Consider the following 24,699-nt stretch of genomic DNA (forward strand, 5'->3'; position numbering starts at 1 on the left):
CCGTTTGAACGCGTGACGGTCCATGCCGCGACATCGGAGCGCTTCCGACGAAGTTGAGGGGCTTCGGCCAATCCCGAACGTTTGCAGGACCTAATCGGCCAATTCCGGCAGGTTGCGGAACAGCTCGAGCGCTTCGGGATTGGCGAGCGCTTCCTTGTTCTTGATGGCGCGGCCATGCACCATGTCGCGTACCGCGAGTTCGGTGATCTTGCCCGATTTGGTTCGCGGAATATCGCTGACGGCAACGATCTTGGCCGGCACGTGGCGCGGGCTCGCCCCGGTGCGGATTTTCGCGCGGATGCGTTTTTCCAGCTCGGCATCGAGCTCGACGCCGGCCGCCAGCCGCACGAACAGCACGACGCGCACGTCATTGTCGAAATCCTGGCCGATGCATAGCGCTTCGAGGATTTCCGGCATTTGCTCGACCTGGTTGTAGATCTCCGCCGTGCCGATCCTGACACCGCCCGGATTGAGCGTGGCGTCGGAACGGCCATGGATGATCAGGCCGCCATGGACGGTCCATTCGGCGAAATCGCCGTGGCACCAGACATTGTCGAAACGTTCGAAATAGGCGGCTTTGTATTTCCTACCGTCAGGGTCGTTCCAGAAGCCGATTGGCATCGCCGGAAACGCCTTGGTGCAGACGAGTTCGCCTTTCTCCTGGCGGAGCGGGCGGCCGTCATCGTCCCAGACATCGACGGCAAGACCGAGTCCGGGCCCCTGGATCTCGCCGGTCCATACCGGTTCGATCGGCACGCCGAGCACGAAGCAGGAGACGATATCGGTGCCGCCGGAGATCGAAGCCAGATGAACGTCCTTCTTGATGCCTTCATAGACGAAGCAGAAATCTTCCGGCGATAGCGGCGAGCCGGTCGAGGAGATGGTGCGCACGCTGGAAAGATCATGCGTGCGGATCGGCTTGAGGCCGGCCTTGCGCACGGAATCGATGAATTTGGCCGAGGTGCCGAAATAGGTCATCTTCTCGGTATCGGCGAAGTCGAACAGCGTATTGCCGTCTGGGTAGAAAGGCGAGCCGTCATAGAGCAGCAAGGTGGCGCCCGATGCCAGGCCCGACACCAGCCAGTTCCACATCATCCAGCCGCAGGTGGTGAAATAAAAGAAGCGGTCGCCGTCGAGCAGGCCGGCATGCAGCCGTTCTTCCTTGACGTGCTGGATCAGCGTTCCGCCGGCCGAATGGACGATGCATTTGGGAATGCCGGTCGTGCCCGACGAAAACAGGATGTACAGCGGATGCGAAAACGGCAACCTCTCGTAGCTGACAGGCCTGGCGGCAAAGGGTGACAGCGCCTCTTCCAGCGCGGCCGCCTTGCCGATGGTCGCCGCGACGTCGGGCGAGGTGCCGAGATAGTCGACAATGAGGACATTGCGGACGGTCGCGAGCTTGCCCGCCACGGCCGCGATCTTGTCGGCGACTTCGATCGCCTTGCCATTGTACCAGTAGCCGTCCGGCGCGATGAATATGACAGGCTCGATCTGGCCGAACCGGTCAAGCACCCCCTGCTCGCCGAAATCCGGGGAGCAGGACGACCAGACGGCGCCGATCGAGGCGGCAGCGAGCATCGCTGCAACTGTCTCCGGCATGTTGGGCATCATCGCGGCGATGCGGTCGCCCTTCTTCACCTTGAGCGACAGGAAAAGCTGCTGCAGGCGCGAGGTCAGCGCATGGAGTTCGTTCCAGGACAGCCGCCGCTCGACCTTGTCCTCGCCGCGAAAGACGATTGCGTCGCCAAGCCCGTTTTTTTTCAGGAGATTCTCGGCGAAATTCAGCTTCGCGTCAGGGAAGAAGGTCGCGCCGGGCATTTTGTCGCCGTCGACCAGCACGCGTTCGCCCTTGGCGCCGACGATGCCACAAAAGTCCCAGACCAGGCTCCAGAAGGTCTCGCGATCCTCGATCGACCAGCGATGCAGGTCGGTATAGGAGGAGAAAGCCTTGCCGGCTATGCTCGCCGCGGCGTTCATGAAGGCGGTCATCGGCGCCGCTTCGATCTGCTCTTGCGTCGGGGTCCAGAGCGGTGCGTCGTCAGCCATTATTGTTCCTCCGCAGGCTGCATCGCTTATGCATATCGCGATGCAGCAGAGCAAGATTTTGTTGGACCGCGCCGGTCAGGGTGTGCGCAAATGCCATCGCCGGGCCATAAAGACTTGAAATGCGTCAGCCCTAGGTCGTAGTGACGACTGGGGTTACACCCGTCGGGCGATCTTGTCGGGAATGGAAGCATACGGGGCGATATGCCATCACCTTTGATCCGACGCGGAATATGGGCGATCGGCGCAGCCGTCATCGTCATCGCGCTGGTTGTCGCAGCCTTGCCGCTGATCGCCTCGACCCGCATCGTGCGTGACCGCATCGCGTGGGAAATGAGCGCCTGGAGCGGTTTCCGGGTGACCATCGACGGCGCGCCGCGCATCGAGGTCTGGCCGAATTTCCGGGCGATCCTGAGCGACGTGACGTTATCGCAATGGACAGAGACGGATGCGCCGCCCGTGGTCGAGGCCGAACGGGTCGAGGTCGACCTCTCGGCCATGGCGGCGCTGCGGGGCGACGTGGTGTTTTCGACAGCGCGGCTGGTGCGACCGACGATCAGGGTCCAGCGTACCGCAAGCGGGTTTTTCCTGCCTGCGATTCCCAGCGGCGGGCGCATTACGCGTTCCATCGACGCTGCCCGCGCGGTGATCAACACAAATCCCGCCAAGCCGGATCTCGGCAAGCTGCCGACAGATCCGTTCGGCACAGTCGAGTTCAGGGACGGCCGCGTGGTGGCTGCCATCGGCGGCAAGGACCAGGACATATTGAGCAGCCTGAGCGGCCAGGCGAACTGGGCGGCGATGAACAGCAATGCAACGCTTTCGGCGACCGGAATATGGCGCGGCGAAAGCGTTGCCATCGACGCCGCATCGCCGAACCCGCTCGTGCTGTTTGGCGGCGGCACAGCACCGGTCACGTTTTCCTTCAAGGCGGCACCGGCCAGTTTTTCGTTCGACGGCCGCGCCAGCATGTCGGAAAACGGCTATTTCGACGGCCAGGCAAAATTCGCCGCACCTTCGCTCCGACGCGTGCTCGAATGGTCGCAGGCCGGCATCGCGCCCAGTGCGGCAATCGGCTCGATCGCGGTTTCGAGCAAGATCACGGCGACGGCCGCGCGCATCAAATTCGAAAACACGGCCCTGACTCTCGACAACAATCCCGGAATGGGCGCGCTGGACTTCACCTATGGCGAGGCATTGCCGGTGATCTCCGGCACACTTGCGTTCGATACGCTCGACCTCAGATCGTTCCTCTCCGCCTTTGCCCCGGTGCCATCCGCCGGCGGCACCGGTCCGGGCGAAATCGATACGAGCTTCGCCGACCGGATCAATCTCGATCTCAGGCTGTCGGCGGCGCATGCCACGGCCGGCGCCATCCAGCTTGCAGACGTCGCCGCCACCGCCCAGGTCAAGAACGGCCTTGCCGTCTTCGACATCTCGGATGCATCCGCCTTTGGCGGCAATGTCCAGAGCAGCGTCCGTTTCGACCACAAGCCCGCCGGCACGGAAGTCGAGATCCGGCTGCTTGCTTCCGATATCGACGGCGGCGCTTTCGGCACTGCGGCCGGAATGACGCGGCTGGTGCCGATCGGCACTGGAACCGTTTCCGTCATCCTCAAGGGGCCTGGCAGAACCTGGGACTCCATTTTCGAAAACGCCAATGGCTCGCTGTCGGCGACGTTCGGCGCGGGTGCGCTGAGCCGGCTTAACCTGCCGGCGTTCCTCAAGCACACCGAACAGGGCGGATTCTTCGCGCTGGACGACGTCTCGGACGGAACGCTGCCGATCGACGGGGCCGAGCTCAAGGCGAGCATTTCGAACGGCGTGGCGCGCATCGACAAGGCCGAGGTGAATTCCGCGCAATACAAGATCTGGCTTTCCGGCATCGCATCCTATGCCGGACGCGGGCTGGCGCTGTCCGGCGGCATCGTCCAGCCGAGCCAGACTGCCACGCAGACGAATGGCCAGGCGCCCAAGCAGTCGTCGTTCTTCGTCGGCGGCACGTGGAGCACGCCGTTCATCTCGCCGATAAGCCGCGGCGTTTCGGGCGAGTAGCGAGCCTTCAACCCCGCTGTGCCGCCCGCTCGTCGCGCTGGCGCTGCACCTCGCGGCGTTTGTTCGCGAGCGAAGCGATGATCACGCCAACTGCGACGACCGCGATCAAGATGGTGCAGGCCGCATTGATTTCCGGCGTCACGCCAAGGCGGACCTGGCTGTAGATCTTCATCGGCAGCGTCGTGGCGCCTGGCCCCGAGGTGAAGCTGGCAATAACCAAATCGTCGAGCGACAGCGTGAAGGCCAGCATCCAGCCGGAGACGATAGCCGGCATGATAACCGGCAGCGTGATCTGGAAGAAGGTCTTCACCGGTGGCGCACCGAGGTCCATGGCGGCCTCTTCCAGCGAACGATCGAAAGTGATCAGGCGCGACTGAACCACCACCGCGACGAAGCACATGGTTAGCGTGGTGTGGGCAAGCGTCACCGTCAGAAAGCCGCGGTCGAGACCGACGGCGACGAAGAGCAGCAGCAGCGACAGGCCGGTAATGACTTCCGGCATGACCAGCGGCGCAAACACCATGCCGGAAAACAGCAGCCGGCCGCGAAAGCGCGTGTAGCGTGTCAAGGTGAGCGCCGCCAGCGTGCCGAGCACGGTCGCCACGGTGGCCGAGATGACGCCGACGCGGACCGTCACCCAGGTGGCATCCATCAGACCCCGGTTGTGGAACAGCGAGACGTACCATTTCGTCGAGAAGCCGCCCCAGACGGTGACCAGCTTCGATTCATTGAAAGAGAACACGACGAGCAGGGCGATCGGCAGGTAAAGAAAGGCAAAGCCGAGCACGATCGAAATGATGTTGAAGCGGCTCCAGGTCGCGTTCATTGGTCCTGCTCCTGGGCACGCGCCTGGGCTCGCTGGAAGAGCATGATCGGCACGATCAGCAGCAGCAGGAGGATTACGGCAACGGCGGACGACACCGGCCAGTCGCGGTTGGCGAAGAACTCGTTCCACAGCGTCCTGCCGATCATCAGCGTCTGCGAGCCACCGAGCAGGTCGGGGATGACGAACTCGCCAACGGCGGGAATGAACACCAGAAGGCAGCCGGCGATGACGCCCGGCAGCGACAGCGGAAAGGTGATCTTCCAGAAGGCGCTGGCCGGCGGGCAGCCAAGATCCTTGGCCGCCTCGATCAGCGAATGGTCCATTTTCTCCAAGGACGAATAGAGCGGCAGCACCATGAACGGCAGATAGGAGTAGACAATGCCGATGAAGATCGCGGTGTAGGTGTTGAGGATAATCAGCGGCTGGCTGATGATACCGGTGGCGAGCAGCAGCTGGTTGAGCAGGCCCTCGGGCTTGAGAATGCCGATCCAGGCGTAGACACGGATCAGGAACGAGGTCCAGAACGGCAGGATCACCAGCATCAGCAAGGTCGGGCGGATCGCCGCCGGGGCGCGCGCCATGCCATAGGCTATGGGATAGCCAACCAGCAATGTCAGGACCGTCGAGACCGCGGCGACGATGACGCTCGTCACATAGGCGTTGAAGTAGAGCGCATCCTGCGTCAGCCAGGTATAGTTGTCGAAATTGAGCGCGCCGAATTCCGAGATGAACCCGGAAATGCCGCTGCTGAAATCGAGCACCGGCGTGTAGGGCGGCATGGCGATCGCCGTCTGTGACAGCGAAATCTTGAAGACGATGATGAAGGGGGCGAGAAAGAAGAACAGCAGCCAGAGGTAAGGAATGATGATGACGAGACGGCTAACGAAGGCCGCTCCCAGCCTGGCCAAGGCGGATTTGCCGGCAGCGCTTGCCGGAGAGCTTGTTGCGGCGGTGACAGCGGACATGATCAGCCCCTACCGCGTCAGCACGACGCCGGCATCGGGGCGGAAAGAAACCCAGGCGCGGTCGTTCCAGGTCAGCGGGTCCTCGGTGAGGCGTGCCGCATTCATGGTGCTCGCCCGCACCACCAGACCATCATCCAGCCTGACGTGATAGACGGTCATGTCGCCGAGATAGGCTATGTCGTAGACCTCGCCCTCGATGGCGTTGACGGCACCGGCCGGTTTCGTGGAGGACACCTTGATCTTCTCCGGCCTGATAGCGAAGGTGACGGATGTTCCGGCGGCCGCACTGCCGGCATTTTCGGTCCGGATGGTGATGCCGTTGCCGGCATCGATGCTTGCGCTGCCAGCCTCGCCAGCCGCGATCCTGCCGTCGAACATATTCACATTGCCGACGAAGCCGGCGACGAAGCGGGAACCCGGCGCCTCGTAGACCTCGGCCGGCGTCGCCACCTGCATCACCTCGCCCTTGTCGATGATGGCGATGCGGTCGGCCATCGTCATCGCCTCCTCCTGGTCATGGGTGACGACGACGAAGGTGAGGCCGAGGTTCTGTTGCAGATCCATCAGCTCGAACTGGGTTTCCTCGCGCAGCTTCTTGTCCAGCGCGCCAAGGGGCTCGTCGAGCAGCAGGACTTTCGGCCGCTTGGCGACCGAGCGGGCGAGCGCGACGCGCTGGCGCTGGCCGCCCGACAATTGGTGCGGCTTGCGTTTGGCGAACTGCTCGAGCTTGACCAGCTTCAGCATCTCGGCGACGCGCTTTTCGACGTCGGCCTTGGCCATGCCTTCCTGCTTGAGGCCGAAGGCGATGTTGTTCTCGACCGTCATATGCGGAAACAAGGCGTAGGACTGGAACATCATGTTGACCGGCCGCCGGTAGGGCGGGATGCCGCGCAGATCCTGGCCATCGAGCAGGATGCGGCCGGCGGTCGGCTCCTCGAAGCCGGCGAGCATCCTGAGCAGCGTCGATTTCCCGCAGCCCGAGGCTCCCAGCAAGGCAAAGAACTCGCGTTCGAAGATGGTCAGCGACAGGTTGTTGACGGCGGTGAAGTCACCGAACTTCTTGGTGACGTTGTCGAACTGGATGTATGGGTTGGCGTTCGGATCGTTCCATGGCGCGAAATCCCTGCGAATGCTGCCAAGCGATTTCATGTCCCACTCCGTCCTGCTCTTGCCCCACGAGAAAGCGGCCCCGGCAGCAGGCTGCCGGGGCCTGATCAGATTGCTATTGGCCGGTGACGATCTTGGTCCAGGTGCGGGTGATGATGCGCTGGGTCTTGGGATCGTAAGGCGAGACGGTGTAGAGCTTCTGCAAGGTGGCGGCGTCCGGATAGATCGCCGGATCTTCCAGGATCGCCTTGTCGATGAACTGCTGCGAAGCCTTGTTGCCGTTCGCGTAAAGCACATAGTTCGACGATTTGGCGATCACTTCGGGCTTCATCATGTAGTTCAGGAACTCATGCGCTTCTGCGACATGCGGCGCATCGGCCGGAATCGCCATCTGGTCGAACCACATCTGGGCACCTTCCTTCGGCACGGAATAGCCGATCTCGACGCCCTGCTTGGCTTCGTCGGCGCGGTTGCGGGCCTGGAAAACGTCGCCCGACCAGCCGACCGCCAGGCAGATGTCGCCATTGGCGAGGGCGTTGATGTACTCGGAAGAGTGGAACTTGCGGATATAGGGCCGGACCTTCAGCAAGGTTTCTTCGGCCTTGGCGATATCGTCGGCAGACGTGCTGTTCGGGTCAAGACCGAGATATTTCAGTGCCGCCGGTATGATGTCGGCCGGCGAATCCAGCACATAGACGCCGCAGTCCTTCAATTTGGCCAGGCTTTCGGGATTGAAGAACACGTCCCAGCTGTCGATCTTGTCGGTGCCGAGCGCTGCCTGCACCTTCTTGATGTTGTAGCCGATGCCGACCGTACCCCACATGTAGTTGATCGAATATTCATTGCCGGGATCATATTTGGCGGTCCGTTCCATGACCGTGTCCCACATGTTTGAAATGTTCGGCAGTTTCGACTTGTCCAGCTTCTGGAACACGCCCGCCTGGATCTGGCGTGCAAGGAAATTGCCGGTGGGCACGACGACATCGTAGCCGCTGCCGCCGGCGAGCAGTTTCGTTTCGAGGATCTCGTTGGAATCGAAAGTGTCGTAGACGACCTTGATGCCGGTTTCCTTGGTGAAGTCGTCGATGATCGAACTGTCGATATAGTCCGACCAGTTGAAGACGTTGACGACGCGGTCCTCGGCATGCGCGCCCAAGGTGAAAACTGCCAGAAACGCGGAAGTCGCCGAAAGCCAGAGCGCTTTGCGGGTCATGCTATTCTCCTTCGATGAGTGTTCCGTCCCCAGTTCGTCGCGGCGTCCGCGCGGCTGGGCATTTGCTTCAGGGTATTGGGCTTGCAGGCAGGCGACAAGCGGGAATTGCCGGCGCCATTATGGTCCGTCGACGAGCCGATAGTGACGATTTGGCGTGGCGTTGGTGGTGTTCCGGCGCCGTCGGAAGCTTTCGCTACGGCGCGGGCAGAGAGACGACGATGTTGTCCGGCCTCGATGCGGCCGGCATGGAGACTTGGCAAGATACGCCTGTCTTGTTGTTGCCGTGATCGCAGCCTGCCCGCGCCGCTGCGACGTTGTCAATGCTTCATCTCGCTTTGACGCGTGCGCTGCATCAATTAGGCGAAGGCACACCGGTGACGCCCGCTCGCGCGGGCCGCGTCTGACGCTTGAATTCGAGCCCGATATGGACGAGCAGCGCGGTGACGACGACGGCACCGCCGACGATGGTGCGCGCCGACGGCACCTCGGAATGGATGAGCCAGACCCAGATCGGACCAAGGATCGGTTCGAACGTGCCGAGCAGCGCCGCGACGGCGGCCGGAACAAGCCGGGCGCCGGTGGCGAAGAAGGCGAGGCCGAGCCCCAGATTGATCACGCCAAAGGCAAAAAGGAAGCCCATATCGTGGCTGGAAACGCCGAGCGCCGACGCCTGAGAGGCCGCAAATGCGGCCGCCAGCATCGTGCCGAGGCAGGTCGCCGGGGTCATGCGCACATGGGCGAAGCGGCGCGTGATGACGGTGGCGATCGAGAACATGACGGCGATGAGCAGCGCCAGCCCGTCGCCGATCGGCGACACGGCGCCATCGAGCGATTCCGAGACCATGATGGCGACGCCGGCAATGACGGCAGCAATTGCCAGCCAGGTCGCCACGGCCACGCGTTCGCGAAACAGCGCCCAGGCAAACAGCGCCGCCAGAAGCGGCACGCCGGCCTGCATCAGGAGGATGTTGGCGACGGTGGTATAGGCAAGCGCCACGACGAAAGAGGTCGAAGCCGTGGCGAAGCAGAATGCCACCGCAAGACCGGCCGGGCCCATGTCGCGAAACAGCTTCAGCGTGCCACGCCAGCCATCGCGCCAGACCATGAAGCAGAGCAGGAAGGCGGCGGCCCAGATCGAACGCCAGAACACCACCGTCCAGCTGTCGCCGGCATCGATGAAACGGGCAATGGTACCACCGAGGCTCCACATCAGCGCCGACAGGAACACCAGCAGGAAACCGATACGCTCCTCACTTCGCGGAGGCGAAACGGCGATCGGCGGTGATGATATGTCGGTCATGACTACGACTGTCGGCGATTTCGAGGCAGCACGATGCACAGCGGACGACAGAAACGTGCTTTAATCGCGTAACGCAAAGACGGGGATCGGGCGTGATCCAGCAAACGACGGTGATTGTGGCAAGACGGCCAGGTTTCTTCAGCACCCTTACTGAAAATCGAATGCACTCAGTCCCGTCACCATCTCGTCGAGGCCGAGCGGACGTGTCACCGGTGGCTCGGCGCGGGCGAGGCAACCGATGCGTTCGCACAGCCGGCAGGCAGGGCCTATCGGCGTCGCCGGCGCAGCGGCGCTCTGTCCGGCCTTGCCGATGGCGGCTGGCCCCGGCAATGCCGCTGCATAGACGACCTCGTCGCGAAAACCGATATCGCAGCCGAGCAGCAGCGCCGTGCGCCGCGGTCGCTCGGCAAACGAGCCCTGCGGCCCTTCGAGCGTGCGGGCAATGCAGACAAACGCTGCGCCGTCGGGCATTTCCACTGCCTCGACCAGGATCTGGGCGGGCTGGGCGAAGGCGGCATGGACCGGCAGCTTCGGACAGCCGCCGCCGAAGCGGCTTTGCGGAAAGCCGTGGCTGCCCGCCTTGCGGAACCGATTGCCTGCACTGTCGACCTCGAGCATAAAGAACGGCACGCCCGACGCACCCGGCCGCTGCAGCGTGGTCAGCCGGTTCGCCGCCTGCTCGAAGGAAACGCCGAAGCGCGACCGCAACATGTCGATGTCATAGCGGGCACGCACCGCGGCGGCGTGAAAAGGCTGATAGGGCATCATCAGAGCGTGCGCGGCATAGCGGCCGAGCTCGAAGCGGGCGAGCCGGCGGGCTTCGTCCGTGGTCAGCTTGAGCGCCTGGGTCTCGGCGGCGACAGCGACGCTCATGCGGATCAAGCAGGCCTCCATAGCTACCTCGCGCAGCTGATCGAATGGCGACAGGCGCTCGGACAGAAACAGGCGCTGCGAGTGACGGTCATAGCGACGGCGCCAGTTGGGCATGGTGGCAACCGGCAGTACCTTGACGACGATGCCGCATTCACGCCGCAGCCAAGCCTTCAACGCACTGGACAGATCGTCGCCGGGATCGAGCACCGACGTGAATGCCGCGGCTTCCTCTTCGAGCGCGGCAAAATGGTTCGGCCGGCGCTCGAAAATCTCATGCACCTCGTCGATCGGCAGCCTGGCGCCGGAGAGTGCGGTGGCCTTGCCCTCGCGCGCGAGCAGCTCGTTGAGATCCGACAACCGCTCGGCCTGCTCGCGATAAGCGCGAAACAGCTTTATCACAGCGGCGGAAGCGTTGGGCGCCGCCTCGGCGAGCTCGATGAGTTCCTGGTCGCCCGGCAGTTCGCCGGCCAGCAACGGATCTGAAAACACTTCCTTCAAATCGGCGACCGACCCCCTCGCTTCGCCCTGCAATTCGTGCGGGTCGACCTTGTAGACGGATGCCAGCCTCAGGATCAGTTGCACCGTCAGCGGCCGCTGGTTGCGCTCGATGAGATTGAGATAGGACGGCGAGATGCCGAGCCCTTCGGCCATCGCCGTCTGGGTCAGCCCCTTGGCGGCGCGGATGCGACGGATGCGCGGCCCGGCGAAGATTTTATGGTCGGCCAATCGACTGCCCTTGACAGAAATTTACATCCGCCAAATGGCATGGCGGTCTTTACAATCATGACAGATTTACAACTCTCGTCAGTCAAACACAACACAGGTTTTCTCTTATTTTTTGGCCAATCTGGAGGTTAAGCTCGCTTGCGTCGTGCCGGCATGTAAATGATGTGACACACATGGCGCAAATATCTTCCCCTCTGCGGCGCCTTCCGAAACCGGCATCAAAACCGGCTGGAGTGACCAATGACCGACTTTTACAACTTTGTCCCGTCGGCGCCGCAAGGGCGCTTTGATGGCATCGAACGGCCCTATTCGCCGGACGACGTCAAGCGGCTGCGCGGCTCGGTGCAGATCCGGCAGAGCCTCGCCGAAATGGGCGCGAACCGGCTGTGGCAGCTCATCCACGAGGAGGATTTCGTCAACGCGCTGGGTGCCATGTCGGGCAACCAGGCGATGCAGCAGGTGCGGGCTGGGCTGAAGGCGATCTATCTGTCGGGATGGCAGGTCGCCGCCGATGCCAACACCGCCTCCGCCATGTATCCGGACCAGTCGCTCTATCCCGCCAATGCGGCGCCCGAACTGGTCAAGCGCATCAACCGCACCCTGCAGCGCGCCGACCAGATCGAGACTTCGGAAGGCAAGGGGCTGTCGGTCGACACCTGGTTCGCGCCGATCGTCGCCGATGCGGAAGCCGGCTTCGGCGGGCCGCTCAACGCTTTCGAGATCATGAAGGCGTTCATCGAGGCGGGTGCGGCCGGCGTCCATTACGAGGACCAGCTGGCTTCGGAGAAGAAATGCGGCCATCTCGGCGGCAAGGTGCTGATCCCGACCGCCGCACACATCCGCAACCTCAACGCAGCGCGGCTTGCCGCCGACGTCATGGGCACGCCGACGCTGGTCGTGGCGCGCACCGACGCCGAAGCGGCAAAGCTCCTGACCTCCGACATCGACGAACGCGACCGGCCCTTCGTCGATTATGGCGCCGGCCGCACGGCGGAGGGCTTCTACCATGTCAGCAACGGCATCGAGCCCTGCATCGCCCGCGCCGTCGCCTATGCGCCCTATGCGGACCTGATCTGGTGCGAGACCTCCAAGCCCGATCTGGCGCAGGCCAGGACGTTTGCCGAGGGCGTGCGCAAGCATCATCCCGGCAAGCTGCTTGCTTATAATTGCTCGCCGTCTTTCAACTGGAAGAAGAATCTCGACGACGCGACAATTGCGAAGTTCCAGAAGGAACTCGGCGCCATGGGTTACAAGTTCCAGTTCATTACACTGGCCGGTTTCCACCAGCTCAATTTCGGCATGTTCGAGCTCGCCCGCGGCTACAAGGAGCGGCAGATGGCGGCCTATTCGGAACTGCAGGAGGCGGAATTCGCCGCGGAAGCTAATGGCTACACCGCCACCAAGCACCAGCGCGAGGTCGGCACCGGCTATTTCGACGCCGTCTCGATGGCGATCACCGGTGGCCAGTCTTCGACCACGGCCATGCGTGGATCGACCGAGCACGCCCAGTTCAGGCCGGCGGCGGAATAGCGGGTAACAGACAAACAGAGGGAACGCCCAACGGGCATGGCGACACAACAGACATGGCAACACAGGGAGAAGACCAATGGCATCGATAAGCCGCGTCAAGGAACGGGCCGAAGAGCAGGCCACCAGCATGAATGTCGACCAGCAGGCGACCATCCGCATGCTGGCGAACGACCTGCACAGGCTCAATCAGTCAGTGATGAAGGCGGTCGAGGCCGGGGTCTCGGTCGAGCTGGTGCGCTCGGCTCGGCACCATGGCGGCGACGGCAACTGGGGCGATCTGCTGATCCCGGTCATCGTCACGCAGCGGAGCCACGACTGATGAACTCAATAGCACCGCGCCTCTTTTCAGCGCATGTTATCGCACCTCGCACGCTGCGGCTCTGCCTAGTCCGGCAGAGCCGCTAGTGCAACGATTTCAACGACAAGGTCAGACTGCGCAAGCGCTGCAACGCCAATAACTTCCGAGGGCGGCGGGTTGTTGTAGCTGCAGTGCTTCGGGCAGTGCTCGGCAAAGAATTCGTCCAAGACGTCCAGGCGAAAATTGGGAGAGCTCAAAACGCCGCCATCGGGAAATGGCCCCGTGACAAAGAAGGTCAGCCTGATGAGATGGTCGAGCGCAGTGCCAAGCTCTTCCAGGTCTGATTTGATGTTGGTGAGAATTGCGCGCCACTGCGCGGCCGCATCGCCAACGGCGCCGCCGCCGCTTTTGCAGATCGGATCGTAGTCCTCGGCCGTCGCGGTGTTTCCGGAAAGGTAGACAAACCCCTTTGCGCCGGTAACGACCGTACCCTTTCCCCAAGGCATCAACCGGCCATTTTTGAATTTCTTGTGAGTCACGAGTTCCATTGTCCTCTCCCGTCGATCAAAGAGACGTGCTTAGCCAACGAGGAAGGGTAGAAGTCCGGCGAGGCGATACGACAAGCTCGCGACAGACCTGCCTCGCCTTCGTCCAACCTGCGTGAACCGGCTATGGCTGCGCTGCAAGGTCAAGCTTCGCTGAAGCTGACCGGTTGTGGTTGCAACCTCTCCCTCGGGCGGCGGCAAAGAAAAGCACTTAATTTTAATTTTAATGTTTCTTGCAATATTCTCCTGATATGCCATTTGAGCTTGACATGAGCGGTGATCTCACGCCAATTACCTCTCAAGTTTCAACCCTGCATTGAAACATTGAACAACGGCCTACCCCGCCATGTGCCCAGCGAATCGCGATATCGAGACTGCAAAACAGCTGCCTTTCGTTAGCCGGCACACGGAGACGCGGATGCTCCCGGATTTCTCGCGGGTGCTGGTGGTCGGAAAATCACCGATCAACCGCGTCGTGGTTTCAAAGATCGTAGAGCGGTCCGGCCTCAAACCGATCTCGGAAACTCCCGAAACCGCGGCAAAGGCCTTGCACGCGCTGATTCCCGGGACTGTCGTTCTCGACGGCGGCGCGGAGAACGGGGACTGCAACGCCTTGCTGTCGGGTATCGATGCACTGCGAAGGGCGTCAGGCAAATCGCTTCCGTCGGTGATCCTGCTTTCAGTCAAGACCGGCACTCCGGAAAGCCTTGGCCTGTCCAGCGTCATCGATGCAGTGGTCGTCAAGCCGATCACCACCGAACGGCTGCAGCCGGTGATCGACCGGCTGATCGGAATTGGCCGCAACTGACGCCTACCGCGATGCCTCGGCTGCAGACCTGATCAATCACTCTCGCCGATACGCTCGATCAAGCCCGGCAGTTCACCGAGATTGGCTATCTGGCGAAAGCGTGGCGCCGAGACCGGCGGCTCGACATGTTCCAGCACCCAGGTCAGCTCATGCGGAACATGGATGCCCCAACCGCCGGCTTCGATGGCCGGCACGACGTCCGATTTGAGCGAGTTGCCGACCATCATGCCCTTTTCCGGGCCGTCGCCGTGACGGCTGAAGATGCGGCTATAGGTGGCCGCGCTCTTGTCGCTGACGATCTCGACGGCATCAAACAGCTCGCCCAGTCCGGATTGCGCCAGCTTACGCTCCTGATCGAACAGGTCGCCCTTGGTGATCAGCACCAGGCGGTAGGCGCCGGCCAGCTCTTCCACGGTTTCGCGCGCATGCGGCAGCGGCTCGATCGGATGGCTGAGCATCTCGCGGCCCACGGTGAGAATTTCGGCAACGGTCGAGGCCGGCACCTGGCCCTCGGTGACCTCGATCGCCGTCTCGATCATCGACAGCGTAAATCCCTTTATGCCGAAGCCGTAGACCGCGAGGTTGCGCTTCTCTGCCTCCAGCAATCTTGCTGAAATCCGGTTCGCCTCGGCGTGATCGGCGAGCAGTGCGGCAAAGCGCTTCTCGGTGATGCGGAAGAACTGTTCGTTCTGCCACAGCGTGTCGTCGGCGTCGAAGCCGATCGTCGTCAGTTTGCGGCTGTGTTGCATGGAGGCTCATCAATTGCAGCATTGCGGGAGGCCGACCCTAGACCAGGAGGCTTTTATCCGGAAGCCGTTGTGTTTCCCCGGTTATCGAGGCGCACGCCAGCCGGCTCCCCTTCCCTTTCGTCGTCGGCAACGGCTATACTCCACAATCTGCAACAAATCTGGTGATTGATGCCGCCTGCAAAAAAGGAAGTCCGTCCGTCGAGCCGCGGAGGACGCGCACGCACGCCTGCCTTCGTGAAAAACCAACGTGGCGTCAAGAACTGGAAGGAAGTCAGCGCCTGGCTGGAATGGCGCGGCATCGAAGATATCGAATGCATCACACCCGACCAGGCCGGGGTTGCGCGCGGCAAGATGATGCCATCGAAGAAATTCACTTCCAATACCTCGCTGGCACTGCCTTCGGCGGTGTTCATGACGACAATTTCCGGCGGCTATCCGGAGGACGGCAACGGCTTCCACTATCCGGAGGACGATGGCGACCTCAAGCTGATGCCTGACCTCTCGACGCTGACGGTGGTGCCGTGGGAGGAGGACCCTACGGCGGCGGTTATCTGCGACCTCGTCCACCAGGACGGCCGCTCGGTCGAGTTCACGCCGCGCAACGTGCTGAAGCGCGTGCTTGCCGCCTATGACAAGCGTGGGCTGAGACCGGTCGTGGCGCCCGAGATCGAGTTCTACCTGGTGCGCAAGAACCCCGATCCGGACTATCCGCTCACCCCGCCTGTCGGGCGCTCCGGGCGGCCGATCGGCGGCGGCGCCGGCTATTCGATCGCCGGGGTCAACGAATTCGACGAACTGATCGACGACATCTACCATTTCTCCGAAAGCCAGGGCCTGGAGATCGACACGCTGATCCACGAGGAGGGCGCCGGCCAACTCGAAATCAATCTGCGTCACGGCGATCCGATCGAACTCGCCGACCAGGTGTTCATGTTCAAGCGAACCATTCGCGAGGCGGCGCTGAAGCACGAAATCTACGCCACATTCATGGCCAAGCCGATCCAGGGGCAGCCCGGTTCGGCCATGCATATCCATCAGTCGATCATCGACAAGAAGACCGGCAAGAATGTCTTTTCGGCGGAGGACGGCTCGGAGACCGAGGCCTTCTTCCATTTCATCGGCGGCATGCAGAAACATGTGCCGAACGCGCTGGTGATGTTTGCGCCCTACGTCAATTCCTACCGGCGGCTGACGCAGTCGGCCTCGGCGCCGGTCAACAACAAATGGGGCTACGACAACCGCACCACGGCCTTTCGCGTGCCGCGTTCCGACCCGGCGGCGCGACGCGTCGAAAACCGCATCCCCTCCTCGGACGCCAACCCCTATCTGGCGCTGGCGGCATCGCTTGCCTGCGGGCTGATCGGCATGACCAATAAGATCAAGGCCGAGCCGCCGGTTCTGACGACCGCCAACGAGGACCAGATCGACCTGCCGCGCAGCCTGCTCGAAGCCGTCGACCTGTTCGAGGCGGACGAGGAACTCGGCACGCTGCTCGGCAAGTCATTCGCCGCCACCTATGCGGCGATCAAGCGAGCGGAATTCGAGACCTTCATGGAAGTGATCAGCCCGTGGGAGAGGGAGTATTTGCTGCTGAATGTGTAGTAGGGGAGTAGGGCAAGGATGACGGACAAGATCGCATCGTATAGGGATCTGATCGTTTGGCAGCAAGCCATGGATCTAACGGTTGCAATCTACCAAGTAACAAGGACCTGGCCGAAGGACGAGCTCTACGGGCTGAGGGGTCAGGTGCGTCGGGCAGCAACGTCGGTGCCCGCCAACATCGCCGAGGGTTACGGCCGAGAAAGCTGAGCTTCCTACCAACAATTTCTCAGGATCGCCCAGGGATCACTCAAGGAATTGGAGACACACCTTCTAATCGCATAACGGGTTGGAATTGCTTCTCGCGAGGCGGTCGAGTCATTGATGCCCCACAGCGAGAGCGTAGGAAAGCTCTTGCGGCTTCTGATCCGCAAGCTGTCGGCTGAATAGACACCTACTGCCCTACTGCCCTACTGCCCTACTGCCCTACTGCCCTACTGCCCTACTGCCCTACTGCCCTACTGCCCTACTCCCCTACTCCCCTAGCCGAGCATCATGACCTACCAATCCCCAATCTCCCCCGGCCGCTCCTGGTACGAAGACACGGCCGGACCTAGGCCCGAATATCCGGCACTCGACGGCGACCGGACATGCGATGTGGTGATCGTCGGCGGCGGCTTTACCGGCCTGTCGGCGGCGGCTCATCTCGCCAAGACAGGCGCGGATGTCGTGCTTATCGAAACGCATCGTTTCGGTGACGGCGCATCGGGCCGCAATGGTGGCCAACTCGGCACTGGACAGCGGGCCTGGGCAGAGGAGCTGGAAGCGGAATACGGCTTTTCCCGCGCCAAGGCGCTGTTCGACCTGGCCGAAGAGGCCAAGGCGCATCTGCTCGACTTTGCCGCGATGCACCAGATCGAGATCGACTATATGCCCGGCCAAATGTCGGTGGCGCACAAGAAGCGCTATGTCGACGACTACAAGGCGCATGCCGAGATCATGGCGAGCCGTTTCGGCTATCCGCACATCTCATTCATGGACGCCGCGGAGACAGCCGAGCGGCTGGGCTCGACGCATTATTTCGGCGGCACCCGCGACACCGGCACCGGCCATATCCATCCTCTGAAGCTGGTGATCGGCACAGCGAAAGTCGCCGCACAGGCCGGCGCAAAGCTGTTCGAGCAGACGCCGTCGACCGGCATCGCCGTCAGCAGCGGCAAGGTGAGGGTTGTGACGCCGAAGGGCACGATCACCGCCGCTAAATGCCTGATCGGGGTCAATGCCTATGGCGGCACGCTCGAACCGGTGAGCGCCGCGCATATCATGCCGATCGGGTCGTTCATCGGCGCGACGGTACCGCTGGGAGCCGATTCCAAAGTGTTGCCGGGTGGCGAGGCGGTCGACGATTCGCGATTCGTCGTGCGCTATTTCCGTAAATCGAAGGATGGGCGGCTGCTGTTTGGCGGGCGCGAGATCTATGCGGTCAACGATCCCAAGGACATCCACATCCACATCCGCCGGCAGATCGCCGAGATCTATCCGGCACTGAAGGATGTCGAGATCACCCATGGCTGGGGCGGCTATGTCGGCATCACCGTGCCGAGAAAGCCGTTCGTGCGCGAAGTGATGCCCAATGTGATCTCGGTCGGCGGTTATTCCGGCCACGGCGTCATGCTGTCGAACTTTTTCGGCAAGCTTTATGCCGAGACGGTCGCCGGCAACCGCGACCGGCTGAAGCCGATTGAGGACCTGAAGATTCCATCTTTCCCCGGCGGCCGGCGTTTGCGCGCGCCACTGCTCTTTCTCGCGCTCAACTGGTACGCGTTGCGGGACAGGATTTAACCAGACGTTGCAGAATCCTTAACCAGGGCGCAGAATTCCCGCCAAGGGCGCAGTGATGCCACAATCGCGGGCGAAAGATGATGCTCGTGGGCAGCTGAACGGGGAATTATTGCGGGCCTGCCCGCTTTTGGTTTGGGACCGATGCCGATCGAAATGCCGGCTCTCCGGCATGGGTCGTAAGAACATCGGCCCGCAAATGGAGGTGGCAAGAGTGAGAGAGCCCTTCAGTTTCGGCGCGCCGGAACGACGGCGCCTTGCGATGCAATTCGGTTACGATATGCGGCCGACGTTCTGGCACGGGGTCCGGTCGAACGCGCATTTCGTGATCGCTGCACTTGGCACGGCCGCACTGCTAGGCGTTGCCGCGGTGGCGCTGTGGCTGGCCTTGCCGGCCAGTGAACGACAGGCGGCGGCGAGCCCTGAGCAGACCGTTCCAACCATTCCGGTCAAGACGACGAAGATCATGCCTGGCAAGGTCGCTGCGGCGCCGCGGACGACGGGCAAGGCCGACGCGGTTTCCCCGGCGGTGGCCGCGGCGAAACCCGAGATCCCGGCGCTGGCTCCCAATGATCCGCGCTGGACGGGGCCAAGGGCGGCATCGGCCGCCGCCATGGCAGCGTCCGACCGACTGGCAAGCCAGACCGAGCAGGCGGCCGACAAATCGTCTGCTTCGGCGGCATTCGCCGACCCGGCAGCCAAAGCCGAAGCTGCGGCTTTGTTTGCCAAGGTGGCGGCTCCCGGCAGCTCGACGAAAAATACCGGGCCGGACGGCGCGCAGACCGCCGCCATCCCGACGCCCAAGCCGCAACCTCCGACGCAGTCCGCGAGCGAAGACGACGACAGCACGAAGGCAAAGTCCGGAAAAGCCGATACTGCCGATACCGGACGCATCCTGAGATCCGTCACCATGCGCACCGGCCCAAAAAAGAATGCGGCCGCCATTCTCACCGTGCCGGCGAAGACGTCGGTGCAAGTCATGAGCTGCAAGCAATGGTGCCAGATCGTCTACAACGGCAAGCGCGGCTGGGTCTACAAGAGCTACGTCAAAACCGGGGCGTAAGGCCGGCGGAGCGATCGCGGATCGCTCGCCGTCAGCCATTCCTCCGCCGAATGACCAGACCGTTCAAATACAACGCCCGCCGTCGACTTCCAGCGCCACGCCAGTGATGAAAGCCGCCTCGTCCGATGCGAGCCAAAGCGCGGCGTTGGCCACGTCAAGCGGGGTCGAAAGCCGGTCGAGCGGGATCGACGCCCGGAACTTCTCCCTGATCTCGGGTGTGTCGGCGCCCATGAATTTCGCGAGCATGCCGGTCTCGCCGGCAACCGGGCACAGACAGTTGACGCGGATGTTCTTCGGCGCGAGTTCCACGGCCATCGATTTGGTCGCGGTGATCGCCCAGCCCTTCGATGCGTTGTACCAGGTGAGGCCGGGCCGCGGCCTGATGCCGGCCGTGGAAGCCGTCGTCAGAATGACGCCGCCGCCTTGCCGCTCCATCACCGGCACCACGGCAAGTGCTGCGTGGTAGATCGCCTTCATGTTGACTGACATGATCAGGTCGAAGGTCGCCTCGTCGACTTCCAGCATGTCACCGTTGCGATGGGTATAGCCGGCGTTGTTGACCATGATGTCGATGCGGCCGAAGGCGCTCATTGCAGCATGGACCATTTCGTCGAATTCGGATCGCAGTGAGACGTCGGTCTGGGTCCAGATCGCATTTTCGCCGATCTCGCCGGCGACGCGCTCTGCGCCCTTGGCGTTCAGATCAGCGACAACTACCCGCGCGCCCTCCTCGGCAAAGCGCCTGGCCATGCCCTCGCCAAAGCCCGAGGCAGCGCCGGTGATGACGGCCACCTTGTTTTTGAGGCGCATGCTTTTCTCATTCATCGTTGAAGACGATCGACGATGCGTTTGGCCATGGCAATCGAAAGATGTGTGTCCATTGCCGATTTCTCCTTTGGCTTTCGCCTTGATCCCGCTTTATGCTGCACCTGCGAACGCTCCCGGAAGCATCGCTTGCCGACAAGCCTCCGGCCAGCGCCGGTGTCAAGAGCACACGCGGATGTGACGCAATGTCACTGGCAAGTTTAAATCGATTAGATTATATCAGCCGCGTTATCGCGACCGGCGTCAGAGCGGACAGACCATGACCAGCCAGATCATCCCCGTCGACCCTTTCGACTTTATCATTTTCGGCGGCACCGGTGACCTGTCGGAACGCAAGCTTCTGCCGTCGCTGTACCACCGCCAGCGCGACCACCAGTTCTCCGAGCCGACGCGCATCATCGGCACATCACGTTCGAAGATGACGGACGAGGAATTCCAGTCTTTCGCCAGGCAGGCGATTGCCGACCATGTGAAGCCGGAGGATATCGACGCCACGGAACTGAAGACGTTCCTCGCACGGCTCTCCTATGTCCCGGCGGATGCAACCACTGGTGCCGGCTTCGACAGGCTGAAGAAGGCGATCGGCAACAGCGAACACATCCGCGCTTTCTATCTGGCGGTGGCGCCGGCGCTGTTCGGTGATATCTCGCACAAGCTGAAGGAGAACGGGCTGATCACGCTCAATTCGCGCATCGTGCTGGAAAAGCCGATCGGCCGCGATCTCGCTTCGGCGCGGACGCTCAACGACCTGGTCGGCGATGACTTCCATGAAAGCCAGATTTTCCGCATCGACCACTATCTCGGCAAGGAGACGGTGCAGAATTTGATGGCGCTGCGCTTTGCCAACGCGCTCTACGAGCCGCTTTGGAATTCCGCCAATGTCGATCACGTGCAGATCACCGTGGCCGAGACAGTCGGTCTGGAAGACCGCGTCACCTATTACGACAAGGCCGGCGCATTGCGCGACATGGTGCAGAACCACATGCTGCAACTGCTCTGCCTCGTCGCCATGGAGGCGCCGTCGTCGATGGATGCCGATGCCGTCCGTGACGAAAAGCTGAAGGTGTTGCGGGCGCTCAAGCGCATCAACGGCAACGACGCGCCGAAGCACACGGTGCGCGGCCAGTACCGGGCCGGCGCCTCAGCCGGCGGGCCGGTGAAAGGCTATGTCGAGGAACTCGGCAAGAACAGCAACACCGAGACTTTCGTTGCGCTCAAGGCCGAGATCGGCAACTGGCGCTGGGCGGGCGTGCCGTTCTACCTCCGAACAGGCAAGCGGCTGGCGACCCGCGTTTCGGAGATCGTCATCGAATTCAAGCCGATCCCGCATTCGATCTTCGGCGAGAGCGCCGGGCCGATATTCGCCAACCAGCTGGTCATCAGGTTGCAGCCCGACGAAGGCGTCAAGCAGTTCATCATGATCAAGGATCCAGGGCCGGGCGGCATGCGGCTGCGCCAGATCCCGCTCGACATGAGTTTTGCGCAATCGTTCGACGGCCGCGCCCCCGATGCCTATGAGCGGCTGATCATGGACGTCATCCGTCGCAACCAGACGCTGTTCATGCGCCGCGACGAGGTCGAGGCGGCGTGGAAATGGATCGACCCGATCCAGGACGCCTGGGAAAGCGCAAGGCAGGAGGCGCAAGGCTACACCGCCGGCACATGGGGCCCCTCGGCCTCGATTGCGCTGATCGAACGCGACGGGCGGACATGGCACGAGAGCAATTAGGCGGCGCCTACAACTGGCACGAATTTGCCGGACGCCAGGAGTTGGCGACAGCGCTTGCCGGCCACGTCGCCGGCCGTCTGTCAAAGGCGATCGCCGAGCGCGGCACGGCGCTGCTTGCGGTCTCGGGCGGCACGACGCCGGCGAAATTCTTCGCAGCGCTATCGACCGTTCCAATCGCCTGGGAAAAGGTGACGATAACATTGGTCGACGAGCGCTTCGTGCCGCCCTCATCGCCGCGCTCCAATGCCGGCCTGGTTGCCGCCAATCTTTTGCAGAACGCGGCCGCGGCGGCGAATTTCGTTCCGCTCTACCAGCAAGCGACAAGCATCGAGGACACGGCGATCTGTGACAATGAGGCGCTGCAATCGCTGCCTTGGCCGCTGGACGTAGTGGTGCTCGGCATGGGAACCGACGGCCACACCGCCTCGTTCTTTCCCGATGCCGACAACCTGGCAAGATTGCTCGATCCGTCCTCGCAAAGGATCGTGCTTCCGGTTAACGCGGCAAGCGCAGGCGAGCCACGGCTGACGCTGTCACTGGCGCGGATCATCGATGCCGCCTTCATCGCGCTGCATATCGAGGGCGCGGAAAAACGCACCGCATTCGAGGCCGCGCTTGGAACTGGAGCACGAAAGCCCATTCGCGCCGTGCTCGACGCCACTCAAAAGCCCGTAGAGGTTTTCTGGGCACCCTGATCTCAACTTGGCTGCAGGTCCCGGCAACAACCGGAAGGTGTTTGCGGGACCTCGCCTGAAAGGACCGACCGCCATGACCGCAAGACGCGACATCGAAGCCATCACCCGGCGCATCCGTGAGCGCTCCAAGCCCGGCCGCGAGGCCTATCTCGGCCGCATCGCCGAAGCCTCGAACCGCACCGCCAACCGGGCCGTGCTGTCCTGCGGCAACCTGGCTCATGGCTTTGCGGTCTGCAGTCCCGCCGAAAAGGTGGCGCTTGGCGGCGACCGGGTGCCGAACCTCGGCATTATCACCTCCTATAACGATATGCTGTCGGCGCATCAGCCTTTCGAGACGTTTCCGGCGCTGATCAAGGACGCGGCGCGCGAGGCCGGCGGCATCGCCCAGGTGGCCGGCGGCGTGCCGGCGATGTGCGACGGCGTCACCCAGGGCCAGCCCGGAATGGAGCTGTCAATGTTTTCGCGCGACGTGATCGCCATGGCCGCGGCAATTGGCCTGTCGCACAATATGTTCGACGCCGCTGTCTATCTCGGCGTCTGCGACAAGATCGTGCCAGGGTTGGTGATCGCGGCGCTGACCTTCGGTCATCTGCCGGCGGTCTTCATCCCGGCCGGGCCGATGACGACCGGCATTCCGAACGACGAAAAGGCCAAGATCCGCCAGCTTTATGCCGAGGGCAAGGCGGGGCGGGCCGAACTGCTCGAAGCGGAATCAAAATCCTACCACGGGCCGGGAACCTGCACTTTCTACGGCACCGCCAATTCCAACCAGATGCTGATGGAGATCATGGGTCTGCACACGCCTGGCGCTTCCTTCGTCAATCCCGGCACGCCGTTGCGCGACGCGCTGACCAGGGAAGCGACCAAGCGGGCACTGGCGATCACCGCGCTCGGCAACGCCTACACGCCGGTCGGGCGGATGATCGACGAGCGCTCGATCGTCAACGGCATCGTCGGCCTGCACGCCACCGGCGGTTCGACCAACCACACCATCCACCTGATCGCCATGGCGGCGGCCGCCGGCATCGCCATTACCTGGCAGGATATTTCGGACATCTCGGAAGCGGTGCCGCTGCTGGCGCGGGTCTATCCGAACGGCCTTGCCGATGTAAACCACTTCCACGCCGCCGGCGGGCTAGGCTTCCTGATCCGCGAACTGCTCGACGCGGGCATCCTGCACGAGGATGTGCAGACGGTGTGGGGCGAAGGGCTGCGCCCCTACGCGGTCGAGGCCAAGCTCGGTGCCGACGGCGGTGTCGTGCGCGAGGCCGCGCCGCGCCAGAGCGGCGACGAGAAGGTGCTGGCGCCGTTCAAGAAGGCGTTCCAGCCGAGCGGCGGGCTGAAAGTGCTTTCAGGCAATCTCGGCCACGCCGTCATCAAGACATCCGCGGTCAAGCCGGAACGGCGCATCATCGAGGCGCCGGCCAAGGTGTTCGACAGTCAGCAAGGGCTGAACGAGGCGTTCAAGGCGGGGTCGCTGACCGGCGACTTCATCGCCGTCATTCGCTTCCAGGGTCCGAAGGCCAATGGCATGCCGGAATTGCACAGGCTGACCACTGTGCTCGGCATCCTGCAGGACCGCGGCCAGCATGTGGCGCTGGTCACCGACGGGCGCATGTCGGGCGCCTCCGGCAAGGTGCCGGCGGCGATCCATGTGACGCCGGAAGCGGCGGAGGACGGGCCGATCGCCAGGATCCATGACGGCGATATCATCAGGCTCGACGCCGAGGCCGGAACGCTCGAAGTACTGGTGCCGGCCGGCGATTTTGCACTGCGCCGCCCCGCGGACAGCGACCTCATAGGCAATGAATTCGGCTTCGGCCGCGAGCTTTTCGCCGGATTCCGGCAGTTGGTAGGCCGCGCCGACCATGGCGCCAGCGCCTTCGGTACGGCGTGACTGAAGAGCGGCCGATGGCCGCTCTCCCTCTTTGTTTCTGCGCAATTCCGGACGGAAAACCGTTCCACATT

General features: G+C 62.7%; 20 protein-coding genes and 1 pseudogene. 11 read left to right on the plus strand and 10 right to left on the minus strand.

Features of this window, described 5'->3' with window-relative positions; genetic code table 11:
* Nucleotides 1–90: 90 nt before the first annotated feature.
* On the minus strand, nucleotides 91–2,049 hold the full coding sequence (locus AC0L2P_RS00185) for an acetoacetate--CoA ligase (RefSeq protein WP_473499058.1): 1,959 nt from the start codon (nucleotides 2,047–2,049) through the stop codon (nucleotides 91–93).
* Between the two features lie 201 nt (nucleotides 2,050–2,250).
* Here AC0L2P_RS00185 and AC0L2P_RS00190 point away from each other — a divergent pair, with 201 nt between their 5' ends.
* Nucleotides 2,251–4,101 (plus strand): AsmA family protein, encoded by a 1,851-nt coding sequence (locus tag AC0L2P_RS00190; RefSeq protein ID WP_473499060.1) that lies wholly within the window; start codon nucleotides 2,251–2,253, stop codon nucleotides 4,099–4,101.
* A 7-nt stretch (nucleotides 4,102–4,108) separates the two neighbouring features.
* Here the strand turns inward: AC0L2P_RS00190 and AC0L2P_RS00195 are convergent, their stop codons facing one another.
* From AC0L2P_RS00195 to AC0L2P_RS00220, 6 genes are all read right to left on the minus strand, one after another.
* On the minus strand, nucleotides 4,109–4,927 hold the full coding sequence (locus tag AC0L2P_RS00195; RefSeq protein WP_473499062.1) for an ABC transporter permease: 819 nt from the start codon (nucleotides 4,925–4,927) through the stop codon (nucleotides 4,109–4,111).
* Nucleotides 4,924–5,835 carry an ABC transporter permease subunit gene (locus tag AC0L2P_RS00200; protein ID WP_473499635.1) on the minus strand — a complete coding sequence of 304 codons (912 nt, stop codon included), beginning with the start codon at nucleotides 5,833–5,835 and terminating at the stop codon, nucleotides 4,924–4,926. The genes AC0L2P_RS00195 and AC0L2P_RS00200 overlap by 4 nt, the downstream gene beginning before the upstream one ends.
* A gap of 66 nt (nucleotides 5,836–5,901) precedes the next feature.
* The gene (locus AC0L2P_RS00205) at nucleotides 5,902–7,041 is read right to left on the minus strand and encodes an ABC transporter ATP-binding protein (RefSeq protein ID WP_473499064.1); all 1,140 of its coding nucleotides are present in this window, start codon (nucleotides 7,039–7,041) and stop codon (nucleotides 5,902–5,904) included.
* 73 nt (nucleotides 7,042–7,114) lie between these two features.
* On the minus strand, nucleotides 7,115–8,212 hold the full coding sequence (locus AC0L2P_RS00210) for a polyamine ABC transporter substrate-binding protein (protein WP_473499066.1): 1,098 nt from the start codon (nucleotides 8,210–8,212) through the stop codon (nucleotides 7,115–7,117).
* A gap of 352 nt (nucleotides 8,213–8,564) precedes the next feature.
* The gene (locus tag AC0L2P_RS00215; protein ID WP_473499068.1) at nucleotides 8,565–9,512 is read right to left on the minus strand and encodes a DMT family transporter; all 948 of its coding nucleotides are present in this window, start codon (nucleotides 9,510–9,512) and stop codon (nucleotides 8,565–8,567) included.
* A 147-nt stretch (nucleotides 9,513–9,659) separates the two neighbouring features.
* Nucleotides 9,660–11,111: a helix-turn-helix domain-containing protein gene (locus AC0L2P_RS00220; protein ID WP_473499070.1), complete on the minus strand. Its 1,452-nt coding sequence runs from the start codon at nucleotides 11,109–11,111 to the stop codon at nucleotides 9,660–9,662.
* 240 nt (nucleotides 11,112–11,351) lie between these two features.
* Between AC0L2P_RS00220 and aceA the strand changes: the two genes are divergently transcribed.
* Nucleotides 11,352–12,641: an isocitrate lyase gene (gene aceA / locus AC0L2P_RS00225; protein WP_473499072.1), complete on the plus strand. Its 1,290-nt coding sequence runs from the start codon at nucleotides 11,352–11,354 to the stop codon at nucleotides 12,639–12,641.
* A 76-nt stretch (nucleotides 12,642–12,717) separates the two neighbouring features.
* A complete protein-coding gene (locus AC0L2P_RS00230; protein ID WP_023719402.1) occupies nucleotides 12,718–12,960 on the plus strand; it encodes an SMc00767 family acetate metabolism repressor in 243 nt (80 codons plus the stop codon).
* Between the two features lie 65 nt (nucleotides 12,961–13,025).
* Here AC0L2P_RS00230 and AC0L2P_RS00235 read toward each other — a convergent pair whose 3' ends face one another.
* Nucleotides 13,026–13,487 carry a RidA family protein gene (locus AC0L2P_RS00235; RefSeq protein ID WP_473499074.1) on the minus strand — a complete coding sequence of 154 codons (462 nt, stop codon included), beginning with the start codon at nucleotides 13,485–13,487 and terminating at the stop codon, nucleotides 13,026–13,028.
* Nucleotides 13,488–13,902: 415 nt separating this feature from the next.
* On the opposite strand from AC0L2P_RS00235, the gene AC0L2P_RS00240 reads away from it, so the two are divergent.
* On the plus strand, nucleotides 13,903–14,292 hold the full coding sequence (locus AC0L2P_RS00240) for an ANTAR domain-containing protein (RefSeq protein ID WP_473499076.1): 390 nt from the start codon (nucleotides 13,903–13,905) through the stop codon (nucleotides 14,290–14,292).
* A gap of 32 nt (nucleotides 14,293–14,324) precedes the next feature.
* Here the strand turns inward: AC0L2P_RS00240 and AC0L2P_RS00245 are convergent, their stop codons facing one another.
* On the minus strand, nucleotides 14,325–15,041 hold the full coding sequence (locus AC0L2P_RS00245; RefSeq protein WP_473499077.1) for an HAD family hydrolase: 717 nt from the start codon (nucleotides 15,039–15,041) through the stop codon (nucleotides 14,325–14,327).
* 168 nt (nucleotides 15,042–15,209) lie between these two features.
* Here AC0L2P_RS00245 and AC0L2P_RS00250 point away from each other — a divergent pair, with 168 nt between their 5' ends.
* The 4 genes and pseudogenes from AC0L2P_RS00250 to AC0L2P_RS00265 all read left to right on the plus strand — a co-directional run bounded on the left by AC0L2P_RS00250 (nucleotide 15,210) and on the right by AC0L2P_RS00265 (nucleotide 19,482).
* On the plus strand, nucleotides 15,210–16,643 hold the full coding sequence (locus tag AC0L2P_RS00250; RefSeq protein WP_352571630.1) for a glutamine synthetase family protein: 1,434 nt from the start codon (nucleotides 15,210–15,212) through the stop codon (nucleotides 16,641–16,643).
* An 18-nt stretch (nucleotides 16,644–16,661) separates the two neighbouring features.
* Nucleotides 16,662–17,030: pseudogene (locus AC0L2P_RS00255) on the plus strand (four helix bundle protein).
* 105 nt (nucleotides 17,031–17,135) lie between these two features.
* Nucleotides 17,136–18,422 carry an NAD(P)/FAD-dependent oxidoreductase gene (locus AC0L2P_RS00260; RefSeq protein ID WP_473499079.1) on the plus strand — a complete coding sequence of 429 codons (1,287 nt, stop codon included), beginning with the start codon at nucleotides 17,136–17,138 and terminating at the stop codon, nucleotides 18,420–18,422.
* A 211-nt stretch (nucleotides 18,423–18,633) separates the two neighbouring features.
* Nucleotides 18,634–19,482, plus strand: a complete 849-nt coding sequence (locus AC0L2P_RS00265) for an SH3 domain-containing protein (protein WP_473499081.1) — start codon at nucleotides 18,634–18,636, stop codon at nucleotides 19,480–19,482.
* 63 nt (nucleotides 19,483–19,545) lie between these two features.
* Here AC0L2P_RS00265 and AC0L2P_RS00270 read toward each other — a convergent pair whose 3' ends face one another.
* A complete protein-coding gene (locus tag AC0L2P_RS00270) occupies nucleotides 19,546–20,292 on the minus strand; it encodes an SDR family oxidoreductase (protein WP_473499083.1) in 747 nt (248 codons plus the stop codon).
* Between the two features lie 274 nt (nucleotides 20,293–20,566).
* On the opposite strand from AC0L2P_RS00270, the gene zwf reads away from it, so the two are divergent.
* The 3 genes from zwf (at nucleotide 20,567) to edd (ending at nucleotide 24,628) form a co-directional block, all read left to right on the plus strand.
* The gene (zwf, locus tag AC0L2P_RS00275; protein WP_473499085.1) at nucleotides 20,567–22,036 is read left to right on the plus strand and encodes a glucose-6-phosphate dehydrogenase; all 1,470 of its coding nucleotides are present in this window, start codon (nucleotides 20,567–20,569) and stop codon (nucleotides 22,034–22,036) included.
* Nucleotides 22,018–22,731: a 6-phosphogluconolactonase gene (gene pgl / locus AC0L2P_RS00280; protein ID WP_473499087.1), complete on the plus strand. Its 714-nt coding sequence runs from the start codon at nucleotides 22,018–22,020 to the stop codon at nucleotides 22,729–22,731. The genes zwf and pgl overlap by 19 nt, the downstream gene beginning before the upstream one ends.
* Before the next feature lie 73 nt (nucleotides 22,732–22,804).
* Nucleotides 22,805–24,628: a phosphogluconate dehydratase gene (gene edd / locus AC0L2P_RS00285; protein WP_473499089.1), complete on the plus strand. Its 1,824-nt coding sequence runs from the start codon at nucleotides 22,805–22,807 to the stop codon at nucleotides 24,626–24,628.
* The last annotated feature ends 71 nt before the right edge of the window (nucleotides 24,629–24,699 follow it).

Source organism: Mesorhizobium sp. WSM4836 (assembly GCF_055811815.1).

What these genes read in the sequence shown, in the direction of transcription:
- AC0L2P_RS00185 (WP_473499058.1), bottom strand. Translation starts at nt 2,049, where the DNA reads ATGGCTGACGACGCACCGCTCTGGACCCCGACGCAAGAGCAGATCGAA.
- AC0L2P_RS00190 (WP_473499060.1), top strand. Translation starts at nt 2,251, where the DNA reads ATGCCATCACCTTTGATCCGACGCGGAATATGGGCGATCGGCGCAGCC.
- AC0L2P_RS00195 (WP_473499062.1), bottom strand. Translation starts at nt 4,927, where the DNA reads ATGAACGCGACCTGGAGCCGCTTCAACATCATTTCGATCGTGCTCGGC.
- AC0L2P_RS00205 (WP_473499064.1), bottom strand. Translation starts at nt 7,041, where the DNA reads ATGAAATCGCTTGGCAGCATTCGCAGGGATTTCGCGCCATGGAACGAT.
- AC0L2P_RS00210 (WP_473499066.1), bottom strand. Translation starts at nt 8,212, where the DNA reads ATGACCCGCAAAGCGCTCTGGCTTTCGGCGACTTCCGCGTTTCTGGCA.
- AC0L2P_RS00215 (WP_473499068.1), bottom strand. Translation starts at nt 9,512, where the DNA reads ATGACCGACATATCATCACCGCCGATCGCCGTTTCGCCTCCGCGAAGT.
- aceA (WP_473499072.1), top strand. Translation starts at nt 11,352, where the DNA reads ATGACCGACTTTTACAACTTTGTCCCGTCGGCGCCGCAAGGGCGCTTT.
- AC0L2P_RS00230 (WP_023719402.1), top strand. Translation starts at nt 12,718, where the DNA reads ATGGCATCGATAAGCCGCGTCAAGGAACGGGCCGAAGAGCAGGCCACC.
- AC0L2P_RS00235 (WP_473499074.1), bottom strand. Translation starts at nt 13,487, where the DNA reads ATGGAACTCGTGACTCACAAGAAATTCAAAAATGGCCGGTTGATGCCT.
- AC0L2P_RS00240 (WP_473499076.1), top strand. Translation starts at nt 13,903, where the DNA reads ATGCTCCCGGATTTCTCGCGGGTGCTGGTGGTCGGAAAATCACCGATC.
- AC0L2P_RS00245 (WP_473499077.1), bottom strand. Translation starts at nt 15,041, where the DNA reads ATGCAACACAGCCGCAAACTGACGACGATCGGCTTCGACGCCGACGAC.
- AC0L2P_RS00250 (WP_352571630.1), top strand. Translation starts at nt 15,210, where the DNA reads ATGCCGCCTGCAAAAAAGGAAGTCCGTCCGTCGAGCCGCGGAGGACGC.
- AC0L2P_RS00260 (WP_473499079.1), top strand. Translation starts at nt 17,136, where the DNA reads ATGACCTACCAATCCCCAATCTCCCCCGGCCGCTCCTGGTACGAAGAC.
- AC0L2P_RS00270 (WP_473499083.1), bottom strand. Translation starts at nt 20,292, where the DNA reads ATGCGCCTCAAAAACAAGGTGGCCGTCATCACCGGCGCTGCCTCGGGC.
- zwf (WP_473499085.1), top strand. Translation starts at nt 20,567, where the DNA reads ATGACCAGCCAGATCATCCCCGTCGACCCTTTCGACTTTATCATTTTC.
- pgl (WP_473499087.1), top strand. Translation starts at nt 22,018, where the DNA reads ATGGCACGAGAGCAATTAGGCGGCGCCTACAACTGGCACGAATTTGCC.
- edd (WP_473499089.1), top strand. Translation starts at nt 22,805, where the DNA reads ATGACCGCAAGACGCGACATCGAAGCCATCACCCGGCGCATCCGTGAG.